This is a genomic window from Halorubellus amylolyticus (assembly GCF_034808145.1).
Classification (GTDB): domain Archaea; phylum Halobacteriota; class Halobacteria; order Halobacteriales; family Natrialbaceae; genus Halorubellus.
Genome location: NZ_JAXHGM010000003.1, coordinates 140,851 through 154,152 on the forward strand (window position 1 = coordinate 140,851; position 13,302 = coordinate 154,152).

Consider the following 13,302-nt stretch of genomic DNA (forward strand, 5'->3'; position numbering starts at 1 on the left):
CTAGAGGTCCGGTCGTCTGTTCAGCGTACTCTCGCCGGGCAGGTCCGTGCTTTGGTTCTCGGTACCGCCCGTGAACTGTCTGCGGAACTTCCCGGGGTCGGCGTCGAGCGCCCGGACGGCGGTACTGCGGACGACCTGAGGTTCGGTGTCGTCGTTCGCGACGGCCTCGAGGCGCTCGGTCGCGCGTTCGTCGTCGACGCCCGCGAGCAGGTGGGTCGCCCACTCGCGCAGGCGCTCGCTGTCCGCACGCGACTGCTCGACGAGCACCGGACGGAGCGCTTCCCCCCGGAGTTTGAACAGCGAGACCATCGCGTTCCGGACGACGGCGTGATGCTCGTCGTCGAGCGCGCGCTCGATGGCGGGTTCGTGTGCGACGCGGTCGATGCGGTCGAGCGCGACGACGGCCTCGGCACGCACCCAGGGGTCGGGGTCGTCGAGCGTCGCGACGGCCGCGGCCGCGGCGCGCTCCCCGCCGAGCGCCCCGAGCGACTCGACGGTGAACTGGCGGACGTCGTCGTCGTCGTCCGCAAGTCCGAACTCGACGAGGGCGTCCACGATTCCTTCGGCGCGACGTTCCTCGCCGAGCGCGAGCGCCGCGCGACGGCGTTCGACTGCGTCGCCGTCGCGGAGGTCCGCGACCTTCGATTCGGCCGCGTCGCTCGCGACCGGTGCGACGTCCGTCGCCTGTAGCTCGCGGGGCGTCGCCTCGCCGATGGTGACGTCCCGGTCCACCTCGATGTCCTCGAGTCCCTCGGGCTCCTCGCCGAAGCCCGGGCTCTCCTCGGGGTGGACGCGCGGGTCGGTCGGGCCGTCGGTCGCCTCCTCGGGGTCGCGGGTCATGCGCCCACCTCCATGGCGGGACCGTCGTCGGCCCCAGCGAGCAGCGAGCCGAGGTCGACGGTCGCGAGCGTCGCGCCTAGCACGACCGCCATCGCCGCGGTCGGCGTCGCGGGTGCGCCCGCAGCGACGAGGACGACGGCGCCGACGGCGACCGCGAACTCGCCGCGACGGACGGCCGCTATGGCGGCCGCGACGGCACCGCCGACGGCGGCCGCGACGAGGAGGTGCGGGCCGCCGACGACGGCGAACCCGACGAGGAGCGCGCTCCCGGCGACGTAGGGAGCGCTCGCGCTCCCGGCGACGACCGCTGCGAACGCGACGCCGCCGGCCACGAGCGCGAGCGGGTCGCCGCGAACGCGCGTCGAGAGCGCGGCGAGCGCGAGGAGGTACGCGACGACGCCGAGTTCCCGGACGCCGCGCGGGGCGACGCCGACGGTGCTCGCGAGCGAGAGCGCGACCGCCGCGACGAAGCCCGCGGCGACAGCGCGCCGACGTAGCCCCCGATAGGAGTCGGGGCGACCGAGGGCGGCGGCGAGCGCGAGACCGCCGCCCGCGGTCACGGCGACCGCGGCCGGCACCCGCGCGGGCGGTGCGACGGTCGCGAGCGCGCCGAACACCGCCGCGAACAGCAGGCCGACGCGGACGACCGCACGGTCGTTCCCGAACGCGACCGCGGCGACCCCGAGCGCCACCGCGACAGCCGCCGTCACCTCCACGGCTCCGAGGACGCCCGCCGAGACCGGGAGCGGGTCGAACGGGACGTTGTGGAGGATGCGGAGCGTCGTCGCCACCGCGACCGCGAGCGCGGCGACCGCGCCGCTCGCGAGTACGCGCCGCCGAACGCGACCCGCTCCCGTCCCGTCCGTCCGCGTCGACGCGTCGTCGGACCGGCCGGCTTCTCGTTCGGACTGCACGGTCGCGTCGCCGGTTCGCGCCGCCGCATCGCCCGTGCGTCCGTCCACGTCGACGGACCGCGTCTCGGAGTTCATCCGCTCTCACCGTCCGCGTGACGGCTCCCGGCACCGACCTGGAGTCGCGCCGCGAGGTCGTCGACGTCCGCGTCCGCGAACGCGTCGAGGAAGCCCGCGAGCCGGCCGTACACGCTCGTCCCCGGTTCCTCGTCGAGCGCGTCGCCGAGCCCCGACAGCAACACGGTGAGGTGGCGGTCGTGGAAGTCCAAGCGCGCGCGTTCGACATCGTCGTCCACGGCGGCGACGACCCGACAGAGGTAGCCCGCGAACTCCAACTCCAGGCGGACGTGGTCGTGGTGGCGTCGGTCCTCCTGGTCGATCTCGAGCCCGAAGAACTCGTAGGCGCGAGCGAGGTCGAGGTTCACGTCGTTCCAGGACACCGCCGAGCGGTACGCGGACTCGTACAGCGACACCGGCGGCCCCTGGCTGTCTATCGTGCCGTCGGTCCCGTCGATCACCTCGGAGTACCCGACGACGAACAGGTCGTTGTAGCGCGCGGCGAGCGTGTCGTGGTCGTCGTCGACCGAGAGGTCCGGCGGGGCGACGTCCAGTCCCGTCCGGTCGACGAGCGCGGCGAACTCCTCGTCGAGCGACCCGTCCGCGAGCGCCGCGTACAGGTCGTCGTCCGGTTCCGCGAACGCTCTCGCAGCGAGCGCGTACACCGCGCCGCGAGCGCCCGTCTCGGTATCGACCTCGTCGACGAGCGCCTCGTCGGCGCTGGCGTCGTTACTTGTCGCCACGGTCAGTCACCTCGCGTCCGGCGGACGCCCTCCACGGTGACGAGCGTCGTGAACACGATCGCGAGCCCCGCGACCGTCCACAGTATCGCCTCGTAGGGCGGCCCGCCCGAGTCCGGGCCGAGCGCGAGGTAGTACCACTCGCTCGTCGCCTTCTGTCCGGACCGTTCCATGTTCGAACCGTTCCACACCGCGAGCGCGACGTCGACGTCCGTCTCGGTCGATATCGCCGTCGCGTTCGCGCGGTCGGTCTGGAGCGGCCGCGAGAGGACGACGGTCCAGCGACCGTCCGCGTGCGTCGCGTCCGACGCGAGTGCGGACGCCTCGAACGCCGTCGTCGACCCGGGGCCGCCGGCGAGCAGCTCCTCGGTGCTTCCGGCGGCGCTCCAGTACCAGACGTTCACCATGTTGCTCGTCGACCCCATCGCGATCGGCGGGCGCGCGCTCTCGTTCGCCGGCACCTGGAACGCGACCGCGTCACCGAACTCGCGGATGCCGGTGTCGTTCGCGTCCCTGGTGGCGTCGGCCCACGACAGGCGGACGTAGAGGCGGTCGTTCGTCCGCGCGACCTCGACGCGAGCGTCCTCGACCGTCGTGTCGTCGGCGTTCGGGACGCCGGCGCCGGCGCTACTCAGGGGCACGCCCGCCGCCGGCACCTCGTTCCACGCGTCGCCGTCCGCGGCGTCGAGGTCGCTCGCGCTGGACTGGTAGTCCACGGGAATCTCGTACGCCGGACGGGCGTCGACGAGCGGCGCCGCGAGCGCGGCGGACGCGACGAGCACGAGCGCGAGCGCGCCGGCGACCACGAGCTCCCGCGAGCGCCCGCCCCTTGCGGTCTTCGGCGAGCGGTCGCCGTCAGTCGTCATCGTCGAACACCTCGAGGCGGTACTGGTCGTCGTTGTTCACCGTCTGGAGGATCTCCATGAGTTCGGACTCCTCGCCCCGTCGGACGCGGTCGCGCTCCCGCTCGATCGTGTTCAGCGCCTGGTTGACCTTCGACCCGAACAGCTCCTGGAGGTAGTCGCGGGGGATGCGTTCCGCGTCGAGCGTCTCCCCGCTCTCGGAGGTCTGCGGTGGCGCGAACGGCGGGATGTAGTACACGTTCGGTTCGGTGCGGTACTCGGGGTGCAGGCGGACCGCGACCTCGTACTCGTTCACGAGCTTGTGGATGGGGCCGTCCTCGTCGTCGAGGAAGCCGACGTGCCGGAGCTGGGGCGGGCAGTCCTCCGCGCAGCTCGGCGGCTTCACCTCGCCGTCGGGGCCCTCGCCCTCGATGCGCGGGTAGCAGAAGATGCACTTCTCGCTGGTCTTCGTCTGCGCGTTGTAGAACACCTTCTTGTACGGACAGCCTTCGACGCAGTACCGGTAGCCGCGACAGCGGTCCTGGTCGACGAGCACGATGCCGTCCTCCTCGCGCTTGTATATCGCACTGCGCGGACACGCCTCGACGCAGCTCGGGTGCGTGCAGTGGTTGCAGATGCGCGGGAGGTAGAAGTAGTACGAGTTCGGGTACTCGCCGGCGCCCTCGTCCTCGTCCCAGTTCGGCCCCCAGTCGGCGTTGTCCATCGGTCGGAGCGGTTCGTCGCTGCCCTCGTACATGATGGACTCGTGGTTGAAGTCCCACGCCCGACCGTACTCCTCCTTCTCGGGGAGGTCGCCGGGCGTGCGCTCTTTGCCCTCGTCGTCCCAGCCCCCACCCATATCTTCCCAGTCGCGCGGGTAGCCCGAACCGGGCTTGGTCTCGACGTTGTTCCAGTACATGTACTCGCGGCCACCGGACTCAGTCCAGTTCGTCTTGCACGCGATCGTGCACGTCTGGCAGCCGATGCACTTGTTCAGGTCCATCACCATCGCGACCTGGTGGTCGACGCCCTCGGCGAGGTCGACCGTTGAATCGTCGGTCTGACTCATCGGCCGTCACCTCCGAGGAGGTCGCGCACGGAATCGAGCGGCCCGCTCCCGCTCGACTCGTCGTCGAGGACGCCGTCACCGAGCGTCGACGGGTCGCGCTCCACGACCTCCGCCGCGCTCCGCGTCGCCGACCCGCTCTCGACCTTCTCGACCTCGACGCGGACGTCGCTGTTCACGCCCGTCGGCCCCCAGTAGTTCGGGAAGAAGTGCAGGTGCTCGCCGGTGTCCTCGGGGTACTGGACGAGCTGCGTCGGCTTCATGTACATCGGGACGAGCGAGTTGAAGTTGTTCCGGTCCGGGTACTGGAAGCGCTCCCAGCTGAAGAAGTGCCGGGCCGTCCCCGGCTCGCCGCTCGGGTAGATCTTCGCCATCACCTCGACGCTGTCGAGGTCGTTGTAGACGCGAACCGTGTCGCCGTCCTCAATGCCGCGTTCCTCGGCGTCCTGCGGGTTCAGGTACACCGTCGGTTCGCCGCGCTGGAGGCGGAGCATCTTCGAGTTGTCCCGCCACGTCGAGTGGATCGACCACCGACTGTGCGGCGTGTTGTACCCGAGCGGGTAGTCCGCCTTCTCCTGGAGGACCGGCGCGTCCTTGTGCGTCGGCAGTTGCTCGTCGAGTTCGAGGAACCAGTCGTGGTCGATGTAGTACTGCTGGCGGCCCGTGAACGTCGGCCACGGGTTCTTGTCCTGCACGTAGTCCTTCCACGGCGTGTACGCCTCGCCCTCCTCGATGTCCGACGTCCAGTGGTCGCCCGCTTCCAGGAGCCGCTGGGGTTGTTCGTCGATGTCGTCGAACGTGATCTGCTCGTCGCTCCCCTCGGGGTTCGTCTCCTCGCTGTGTTCGAGGATGAACTCCGCCGCGGCCTTGTCATCCGCGAGCGTACCGTCCTCGTCGTCGAGCCAGTCGCGGACGTAGTCGTCGTGCACGGACTGCAGGTCGATCTCGCGGTCGAACTTCCGGTCGTCGACCGCGTCGACGTCGCGCTCCCGGGCGACCTCCTGTATCTTCGCGGCGAGCTCGCGGAAGATCTGCCAGTCGGTCTTGGACTCCCCGAGCGGTTCGACCGCGGGCGTGAACGGATGGACGTACGAGTGCATGTCCGTCTCCGACAGGTCGTGCTTCTCGTAGTGGCTCGCAGCCGGCAGGACGATGTCGCTGTTGAGCGCGGTGGAGTCCATCCGGAAGTTGACGTCCACGACGAGGTCGAGCTTCGGCCAGAGCTCCTCCTCGACCGCGACGTTGCCCTTCGCCTGATTGAAGTAGTTCCCGCGCCAGCAGAACAAGATCGACGGGTCGGGCCGCGACCCGTCATCGCGCTCGCTGGGGTACAGCGGCATCCAGCCCTTGTCGATGGACTCCCGGATCTTCGCGGCGGTGTCCGGGTCGGTGTTCTCCAGGATACCGGCGTGGTAGTACGTCCAGAGCGTCGTCGGGACGCCGCGGACGCTCCCGGTCGGGAACGAGAGGTTCTTCCAGCCCTTGAACGTCCAGATCTTCTCCTGGCCGACGTAGTGGTCGAGGCCGGTTCCCTGCCGGCCGAGGTTGCCCGTGAGCGTCACGAGGAGCTGGATGGCGCGGTTCCCGAGGTCGTTGTGGTACCAGTCGTTGACGCCCTTCCCGTGGATGATCTTCGCGCGGTCGACCGCGGCGAACTCGCGAGCGACCTCCTGGTGGGTCCCCTCGCCGACGCCCGTGATGTCGTTGACGGTCTCGGGGTCGTACTCGGCGAGTTCGTCGCGGAGGTTCAGCCACACCGAGCGCGTCTCGACGGCGCCGTCCGCGACGGTGTCGACGTCGCGTTCGACGGCGAGTTCGGGGTCGAAGTCGAGTTCGATGCTGACCGAGTGGTCGTGCTGGCCGTCGCGCTCGCCGAGCGACCCGGGCGCGGTTCGGAGGTTCCCCGCCGAGTCCTGCATGACGAACACCTTCTCCGGGCGGTCGGCGTCGACGTCGAGGCCGTCGACCTCGCTCGCGCGAAGGAACTTCCCGGTGTCCTCGCGGACGAGCAGCGGCATGTCGGTCTGCTCCTTGAGGTGGGCTTCGTCGTACAGGTCCTCGTCGACGATGGTGCGGGCCATCCCGAGCGCGAGCGCGGTGTCGGTGCCGGGTTCGGGCCCGATCCACTCGTCGCAGTGGATCGCGGTCTGACTGTAGTCCGTGAAGATACCGACGCGCTTCGTGCCGTCGTAGCCGGCTTCGAGGAAGTACTTCGCGTCCGGGATGCGCGTGACGTTGACGTTCGATCCCCACGCGATGATGTAGTCGGCGTTGTACCAGTCCGAACTCTCCGCGTTGTCCGTCTGGGTGCCCCACGTAATCGGTTGGCCCGGCGGCAGGTCCGAGTACCAGTCGTAGAACGAGTGACTGACGCCACCGAGGAGGTTCACGAGCCGACTCCCCGAAGCGAACGAGACGGGACTCATCGCCGGGATGGGCGTGAACCCACTGATGGCGTCGTACGCCTCGTCCTGGACGGTGTCGACGACCTCCTCGGCGATCTCGGTGAGCGCCTCGTCCCACGACACGCGCTTCCATTTCCCCTCGCCGCGTTCGCCGGTACGCCTGAGCGGGTGCGTGACGCGCTGGTCGGCGTTCACGTAATCCGAGAAGCACGCGCCCTTCTGGCAGCCGCGCGGGTTCGGGTCGGGGAGGCTCTCGTCGAACCGCGGGTAGTCCCCGGCCTGCTCCTCGCGCCACACCTGGCCGTTTCGCGTGTACACCTGCCACGAGCAGCTGCCCGTGCAGTTCACGGAGTGCGTCGACCGGGCTTTGTCGTCCCAGTCCCACTCCTCGCGGTAGAGGTCCTCCCAGTCCCGGTACGGGTACGAGCCGATGGGGTCGTCGACGACCTGGAGCCCCGTCATCTCGGCGAGGTCGTCCGCGAGGCTCAGGCCGCTCGCGCCGACCGCGGTCGCCGCGCCGACTCCCTTCAGGAAGTCGCGGCGGACCAGCCGGTTCTCGTCGCGAGTCGATGCGTCGGTTGCGTCTGTAGAGTCAGTCATCGTTTGCTATGAATACCGTCGCGAGTCCGAGTGCGACGCCGAGCGCCGCGAGCGCGATGCCGGCGAGGGTGTCCCCGCCGGCTTCGAGGCCGGCCGCGACGAGTGCGACGCCGGCTAGCTTCGTGATGCGGTCCACCCAGCGGTAGCGCCGCGGCGACAGCGCGAGCACGCCGCCACGGACGTCAGTCATCGGTCTCCTCCCCGTCGACGTCGCCGTCGACGGTCTCGGCCGCGTCCGGTTCGTCGCCCGGTGCCGATTCCGATTCGCCTTCCTGCTCGGATTCCGGCTCGACGTCCTGCGCGGGTTGCGGTCCCGGTTCGTCGCCCGGTTCGTCGTCGCCGAACCCGCCGAGGACGCCGTACGTGATTGTGCCGGCGACCGCGGGGACGAGGACGAGCGCCGCGATGAGGTACGGCTTGAGTGCGGCGGTCGACGTGTGCAGTATCTCGGCGACGATGACGTCCATCCCGGCGATGGACGCGACCATGACGAACGTCACGCCGGCGATGCCGACGGCGGTCGGGAACGGTCGCTCCAGTGGGTTCGCCGTGAAGTGCACCGGGTCCTCGCTCCGGTCGATGAACGGCCAGAGCGCGACCGCGCCGAACACGAGCCCGGGGAGCATCAGCCCGCCGACGAACTCGGAGCTGACGTGGATGCCGAGGACGTCGACGCTCATCCACGACGGGACGAGCTTCAGGAACCCGTACCCCCACATGAGGAACCAGTCGGGCATGATGAGCGACGGCGTCGACGCCGGGTCGTTCGGCCCGTACTCGGCGACGTTGTGCACGGGGAGGAAGCCGGCGAGCAGCGAGAGCGTCGCCATCGTGAGGAAGAAGACGACGGCGCTGACCGCGGCCTGGTTCGGGAACGCGGGCAGGCCGACGACGACGGTGTCGTCCTCGCGGTCGACGGCCGCGACGCCGCCGTCGGTCGCCTCCGCGTCGCCGTCTCCGGCGGGAACGGGACCGCTGTCGGCAGACGCGGTTCCGCCGTCAGCGGTTCGAACGGTCGCGTCACTCGACGGTGCGGGACCGGCGACGTCCTCGTCGCGTTCGGCCTCCGTGTGCTTCTGCCGGAGGAGGATGAACATGTGGACGCCGATGAGGCCCGCGATAGCGACCGGGATGACGAGGACGTGCAGGAAGAACAGCCGCGGAATCGTCGAACTCGTCGGGAACTGCCCGCCGAAGACGATGCTCGCGAGCGGGTCACCGAGGAGCGGGATGGACTTCGCGACGTTGTACCCGATGCCGACCGCGGTGCTCGCGAACTCGTCGTACGGCAGCGCGTACCCGGTGTACGCGGCGAACATCGAGAGTCCGGCGAGCCCGGTGCCGACGAGCCAGTTCGGCTCGCGCGGGTTCCGGTACGCGCCCGTGAAGAACACGCGGAGCATGTGCAGCGCCATCGACGCGACGAACAGGTGCGCGGCCCAGTGATGGACGCGTCGGATGAGCATCCCGAACGGCACGTCGTACGTGATGCCGAGGACGCTGCTGAACGCTGCGGGGAGTTGCTCGCCCTGGTACTGTGCGACGCTGCCCTCGTACTCGACCGCGGTCGTGCTCGGCTCGAAGAAGAACCCGAGGAAGATCCCCGAGGAGACGAGCACGAGGAAGCAGAACAGCGCGACCTCGCCGAGGAGGAACGAGTCCTCGGCGGGGAACGCCTTCCCCATGAGGTCGCTCGCGTCGTCGAGGTCGAGGCGGGAGTCCACCCAGTCGTAGGCGGCGCGGAGGCGGCCCATCGGTCACTCACCTCCCGGGCCGATTGGCCCGTCGAAGTCGCCGGTGGCGACGAGCGTCCCGTCGCCGGTCAGCGTGATCGGCAGTTGTGGGAGTCGCCGCGGCGGGGGGCCGCCGACGACGGACGCGCCCGAGGTCGGGTCGAAGCGGCCGGAGTGACACGGGCAGACGAGGACGTCGCCGTCGCGGTCCGCGACCATGCATCCCGCGTGCGTGCAGACCTTCGAGAACGCGGCGTAGCCGCCGACGGTGAACTCGCTCTTGATTTCGCCGCCGTACGCGTCCTCCTCGAACCGGACGAGGAGCGTCGGCGCGTCCTCGATACCCGGCCGCGGCTCCGGGAAGACGGTGAGCTGTTCGCCGGGCGACAGCCGTCCTTCAGAGATCGGCTGCCCGTCCGCGTCGACGAGTGCCACGCCGTCGGAGTACACGGGCCCCTTGTACTTGCGGTCGAACACCTGCGTCAACCCGGAGACGGGTGCGACGAGGCTACCGAGGGCGGTGAGGCCGCCGACGGTCGCGAGCACCTTCGCGTAGTCCCGACGCTTCAGTCGCGCCCTGGCGTCCCGCCAGAACGGCTGGTAGATGCTCGGGGAGACCGCCGGGCCGTCGCCGTGCGGACAGGCGTCGCACTCGACGTCGCCGGCGTCGACGGTATCTCCGTCGCCGTTCTGCGGATACGATCGTTCGAGCAGCGCCTCGCGGGACGGGGTCGTCGCGTCCCCGTTACCGGCAGCGATTCCGTCGGTTCCGGTTGCGTCCCCGTCACCGGTCGCAATCCCGTCGGTTCCGCTCGCGTCGCGTCCCGGTTCGTCGCTCGGTTCGTCGGACCGTCGGGGAGTGTCGTCTGTCATTCGTGGTCCCTCCGTTCCGCGACCTCGACGTGCGGCATGAACCAGGCGTAGTACGACACCGTCAGCCCGGTCAGCGACATGAACATCCCGAACGTGTAGATGCCGAAGTACTGGGTTCGCGCGAGCGTGAGGTACTCGGCGGAGAACAGCGCCGCGAACGCGATGGTGAGCGCGGTGAGTCCCCCCATCGCGACGAGTCCCTCGATGGCGTCCGTGGCGTCCTCGTAGGTGACGATCCAGCGGTCCGGCGTCCGTAGCCACGGGAACGTCCCGTCGCGTGCGGTCGCTGGTGGCGCACCACCGTCGGCGACGGTCGCGTCCGTCGGCGACCGCGTGCCGGCGTCGGGCCGGGCCGCGCGGTTCATGAAGCGGTGGAAGAACGCCAGGAGCGCGACGAGCGCGAGCAGGACCACCCACACGATGACCCCGACCTGACTCGGCGAGAGCTTGTTGGGGGTGTCGACGAACCCGTCGAGGGGGCGTATCTCGTTGACGCTCTGGTCGATGCGTATCTCTTCTGACGGCGGTTCGCCGTGGGCCGCCACGTACCACGTCGGTACGAGGACGGCGAGAACGACGAGCGCGATTACGAGTTTGCGTCGGTCCATCTCTATTTGAGTGTCATGGGGTGAATCGATGAGACCGGGCATCAACGGCGTCGAGACGGGTCGCCCACCCGCATCGGTGCGTCCGCCTGCCGTCTGGCGGCCCGGTCGCTCAATACGGTTGGTTCTCGACTATCTGTCGTTGTGGGGATACATCCTTAAAACCGGGGCTCTTTAAAAGGGGTCGGGTGTCCCGCGGGCGGCGATGTCGGCGACGGAAACCGCGACCAGCCGTCGGCGACTTCGGTACTGGCAGGGGTCAGCGAACATCTTCGGGAGAACCGCCGTGGCCGTGCGCGCCGAACGACGAGGTATGTTCGGCGGGAACGACAACGGCGACGACCGGCTCTTCGACTCGTACGACGCGTACGTCCCATCGAATCTGCCCGATATCGGGCCGGTCCTGGCGGAGCACGACGTGCTGACCGGACGCGAGCACGCCGCGTTCCATCGACTGACGCGTGCGGTGTTCGAGGAGCGGGGCGTGTACGACGTCACGTTCGGGTACAACCTCGCGCGCCTCAACCTGGACCGCCGCCACGAGGACGCGGGGTATCGGTACGCGGTCGACGCAGAGGACCCGAGCGTGCTGTGGGCGACGTTCACGCCGACGACCGAGTTCTGCCCGCAGAGCCAGGAGCTGACGGTCGGCTCGTATCGCGCCTGGAACGGGCTCGCCGACCGCCACGAGTTCGACGCGGTCCGCGTCCGCGTCGCCGGCATGCATCAGCACAGCGACGCCATCAACGAGACCCTCGGGGACCTGGCGGTCGCCGAGGAGGAGGGAAGCGAGCAGGCGGACGTGGACGCCCGGACGACGGTGAGTCGGAACGCCGGGGACGGAGAGAGCGGCGGCGGGTTCGGTGCGCCGTTCTGAGCGGTCGCGGGTCGTCGACGGCCCCTCGATCGACGGTCACTCGGCAGAGGAGAAGAGAGGAGAGGAGATGAGAGCAGCGAAGAAGAGAGGAGTCGGGTCGTGACGTTCCGGAGGCGTCAGGCGACGTGGACGCGGCTGACGTGGCCGCCGCAGCCGCATCGTTCGACGTACTCGTACGAGAACTCCTCGCCGAGTTCCTCGTCGAGCACGGGGTAGAGGTACGTCTCGGGGTGGCCGTGCGTGCCGTGCGTGACGAGGTTGACGTGGACGCCGCTGGCCGTCCGTTCGACGGCGTCGAGCGCGTGCTCGACGAGGAGTTCGCGGTCGTCCGCGTACTGGTCGCGCTCGAGGTTCGCCGACCAGGAGCCGTCGTGGAACGTGTCGGTGACCGGGTCGACGTCGTCGGTCGCTGTCTCGGACATGCTAGAGGACAGGGGACGAGCCGACGAGACACCATCGCCGAACATGTTCGCGTCGTGGCGTCGGTCGTCTCGACGCGCGATCAATCGCCGGACGTGCCCGTGCCGCCGGGGACGGTCGTGTCGCCGGACGCCCCCGTCGGTTCGGGCATCGCACCGTCCCAGTCGGCCGGGACGTACGGACAGAGCGGGTCGCTGGCGAGCGGGTCGCCCGTGGCGGCGTACGCCCGCGACCGCGACCCGCCACAGAGGCGTCGGTACTCGCAGGACCCGCACTTCCCCCGGAACCCGTCGGGGTCCCGCAGGGATTCGAACAGGTCGCTCTCGCGATAGCACTCCACGACCGAGTCGGTCCGCACGTTCCCGGCGGATTCCGGGAGGAACCCCGACGGGTAGACGTCGCCGACGTGCGAGACGAACGCGAACCCGGCTCCCGCGCGGATACCGCCGCGCCGGCCCGCCACGGACGCCGGCGGCCCACCACCGGCGTCCGACCCGTCGCCACCGTCGACGTCGCCTGCTGCCGGGTCGTCGACCGCATCTCGTCGTTGCTGGGCGACGACGCGACGGTACTGCGGGGCCTCCGTGGTCTTCACCGCGAACGACGCGTCCTCGCGGACGTCGTCGATCCAGCGCATCGTCCGCTCGGCGCGCGCCGGCGAGAGCTGGTCGAGTCGACGACCGCGCCCGATCGGCACCAGGAAGAACACCGACCACATGACGGCGTCGAGCGCCCCGACCAGCCGCCTGATCGCGGGGAGCTCGTCGACGGTCTCCGCGCAGACGGTCGTGTTGATCTGGAGGGGGACGCCCGCCGCCTCGGCGTACCGAGCGGCGCGGAGCGTCGCCTCGAAGCTCCCCGTCTCCCCCCGGAAGGCGTCGTGGCTCGCCGGCGTCGCCCCGTCGAGACTCAGCGCCATCCGCGACAGGCCGGCGTCAGCGAGCGCCCGGACGCGGTCGGCCGTGAGCGAGTCGGTTCCGCTCGGCGTGAGCGTCATCCGGAGCCCCCGCTCGGTGCCGTACGATACCAGGTGATCGAGGTCCGGTCGCGCGAGCGGGTCGCCGCCGGAGAGGACGACGAGTTGGCCGTCCCCGAACGCCGCGGCGTCGTCGAGCAACGCCTCGCCCTCGCTCGTCGAGAGCTCGTCGGGGTGCCGCGTCGGCGTCGCGTCCGCACGGCAGTGGTCGCACGCCAGCTCGCACGCCTGCGTCACCTCCCAGACGAGCACCACCGGCCGCTCCGTGGTGTCGATAGCAGTCGGTCCCATGGCAGGACGTACGCGTACCCGCCCGGTAGGGTTCGCGCCGAACGCGTTCGCCTCGGCGAGCGCGTC

13 protein-coding genes are annotated in these 13,302 nt (G+C 70.0%); 1 reads left to right on the forward strand and 12 read right to left on the reverse strand.

The annotated features are described in order from the left end of the window. From SM754_RS09530 to SM754_RS09575, 10 genes are all read right to left on the reverse strand, one after another. On the reverse strand, positions 1 to 840 hold the full coding sequence (locus SM754_RS09530; RefSeq protein WP_323675992.1) for a HEAT repeat domain-containing protein: 840 nt from the start codon (positions 838 to 840) through the stop codon (positions 1 to 3). Further along, positions 837 to 1,829, reverse strand: a complete 993-nt coding sequence (locus tag SM754_RS09535) for a DUF8068 family protein (RefSeq protein ID WP_323675993.1) — start codon at positions 1,827 to 1,829, stop codon at positions 837 to 839. The genes SM754_RS09530 and SM754_RS09535 overlap by 4 nt, the downstream gene beginning before the upstream one ends. After that, a complete protein-coding gene (locus SM754_RS09540; protein ID WP_323675994.1) occupies positions 1,826 to 2,551 on the reverse strand; it encodes a molecular chaperone TorD family protein in 726 nt (241 codons plus the stop codon). Before SM754_RS09540 ends, SM754_RS09535 begins: the two co-directional genes overlap by 4 nt. Before the next feature lie 2 nt (positions 2,552 to 2,553). Further along, a complete protein-coding gene (locus SM754_RS09545; RefSeq protein WP_323675995.1) occupies positions 2,554 to 3,414 on the reverse strand; it encodes an ethylbenzene dehydrogenase-related protein in 861 nt (286 codons plus the stop codon). Continuing rightward, positions 3,404 to 4,459: a nitrate reductase subunit beta gene (gene narH / locus SM754_RS09550; RefSeq protein WP_323675996.1), complete on the reverse strand. Its 1,056-nt coding sequence runs from the start codon at positions 4,457 to 4,459 to the stop codon at positions 3,404 to 3,406. The genes SM754_RS09545 and narH overlap by 11 nt, the downstream gene beginning before the upstream one ends. Next, complete coding sequence (gene narG, locus SM754_RS09555; protein WP_323675997.1) at positions 4,456 to 7,461, reverse strand: nitrate reductase subunit alpha; 3,006 nt, start codon at positions 7,459 to 7,461, stop codon at positions 4,456 to 4,458. Before narG ends, narH begins: the two co-directional genes overlap by 4 nt. Beyond that, entirely contained in the window at positions 7,454 to 7,651 is a 198-nt protein-coding gene (locus SM754_RS09560; protein ID WP_323675998.1) for a DUF8120 family protein, read from the reverse strand. The genes narG and SM754_RS09560 overlap by 8 nt, the downstream gene beginning before the upstream one ends. Beyond that, a complete protein-coding gene (locus SM754_RS09565) occupies positions 7,644 to 9,215 on the reverse strand; it encodes a cytochrome b (protein WP_323675999.1) in 1,572 nt (523 codons plus the stop codon). The genes SM754_RS09560 and SM754_RS09565 overlap by 8 nt, the downstream gene beginning before the upstream one ends. Before the next feature lie 3 nt (positions 9,216 to 9,218). Beyond that, positions 9,219 to 9,908 (reverse strand): QcrA and Rieske domain-containing protein, encoded by a 690-nt coding sequence (locus SM754_RS09570; protein ID WP_501993774.1) that lies wholly within the window; start codon positions 9,906 to 9,908, stop codon positions 9,219 to 9,221. Positions 9,909 to 10,063: 155 nt separating this feature from the next. Beyond that, entirely contained in the window at positions 10,064 to 10,675 is a 612-nt protein-coding gene (locus SM754_RS09575; protein ID WP_323676000.1) for a hypothetical protein, read from the reverse strand. A 310-nt stretch (positions 10,676 to 10,985) separates the two neighbouring features. Here SM754_RS09575 and SM754_RS09580 point away from each other — a divergent pair, with 310 nt between their 5' ends. Next, positions 10,986 to 11,549, forward strand: coding sequence for a DUF7998 family protein (locus SM754_RS09580; RefSeq protein WP_323676001.1), 564 nt, complete (start codon positions 10,986 to 10,988; stop codon positions 11,547 to 11,549). 116 nt (positions 11,550 to 11,665) lie between these two features. On the opposite strand, the gene SM754_RS09585 is transcribed toward SM754_RS09580, so the two are convergent. Together SM754_RS09585 and SM754_RS09590 are read right to left on the reverse strand one after the other, a co-directional pair. Then, positions 11,666 to 11,971, reverse strand: a complete 306-nt coding sequence (locus SM754_RS09585; RefSeq protein WP_323676002.1) for a CGCGG family putative rSAM-modified RiPP protein — start codon at positions 11,969 to 11,971, stop codon at positions 11,666 to 11,668. A gap of 80 nt (positions 11,972 to 12,051) precedes the next feature. Further along, positions 12,052 to 13,236 carry a TIGR04053 family radical SAM/SPASM domain-containing protein gene (locus SM754_RS09590; RefSeq protein WP_323676003.1) on the reverse strand — a complete coding sequence of 395 codons (1,185 nt, stop codon included), beginning with the start codon at positions 13,234 to 13,236 and terminating at the stop codon, positions 12,052 to 12,054. Positions 13,237 to 13,302 lie beyond the last annotated feature (66 nt).

Excerpts from the sequence above, each read along its gene's own strand:
- SM754_RS09535 (WP_323675993.1), bottom strand. The coding sequence starts at position 1,829 with ATGAACTCCGAGACGCGGTCCGTCGACGTGGACGGACGCACGGGCGAT.
- SM754_RS09565 (WP_323675999.1), bottom strand. The coding sequence starts at position 9,215 with ATGGGCCGCCTCCGCGCCGCCTACGACTGGGTGGACTCCCGCCTCGAC.
- narH (WP_323675996.1), bottom strand. The coding sequence starts at position 4,459 with ATGAGTCAGACCGACGATTCAACGGTCGACCTCGCCGAGGGCGTCGAC.
- SM754_RS09545 (WP_323675995.1), bottom strand. The coding sequence starts at position 3,414 with ATGACGACTGACGGCGACCGCTCGCCGAAGACCGCAAGGGGCGGGCGC.
- narG (WP_323675997.1), bottom strand. The coding sequence starts at position 7,461 with ATGACTGACTCTACAGACGCAACCGACGCATCGACTCGCGACGAGAAC.
- SM754_RS09575 (WP_323676000.1), bottom strand. The coding sequence starts at position 10,675 with ATGGACCGACGCAAACTCGTAATCGCGCTCGTCGTTCTCGCCGTCCTC.
- SM754_RS09580 (WP_323676001.1), top strand. The coding sequence starts at position 10,986 with ATGTTCGGCGGGAACGACAACGGCGACGACCGGCTCTTCGACTCGTAC.
- SM754_RS09590 (WP_323676003.1), bottom strand. The coding sequence starts at position 13,236 with ATGGGACCGACTGCTATCGACACCACGGAGCGGCCGGTGGTGCTCGTC.
- SM754_RS09585 (WP_323676002.1), bottom strand. The coding sequence starts at position 11,971 with ATGTCCGAGACAGCGACCGACGACGTCGACCCGGTCACCGACACGTTC.
- SM754_RS09530 (WP_323675992.1), bottom strand. The coding sequence starts at position 840 with ATGACCCGCGACCCCGAGGAGGCGACCGACGGCCCGACCGACCCGCGC.
- SM754_RS09560 (WP_323675998.1), bottom strand. The coding sequence starts at position 7,651 with ATGACTGACGTCCGTGGCGGCGTGCTCGCGCTGTCGCCGCGGCGCTAC.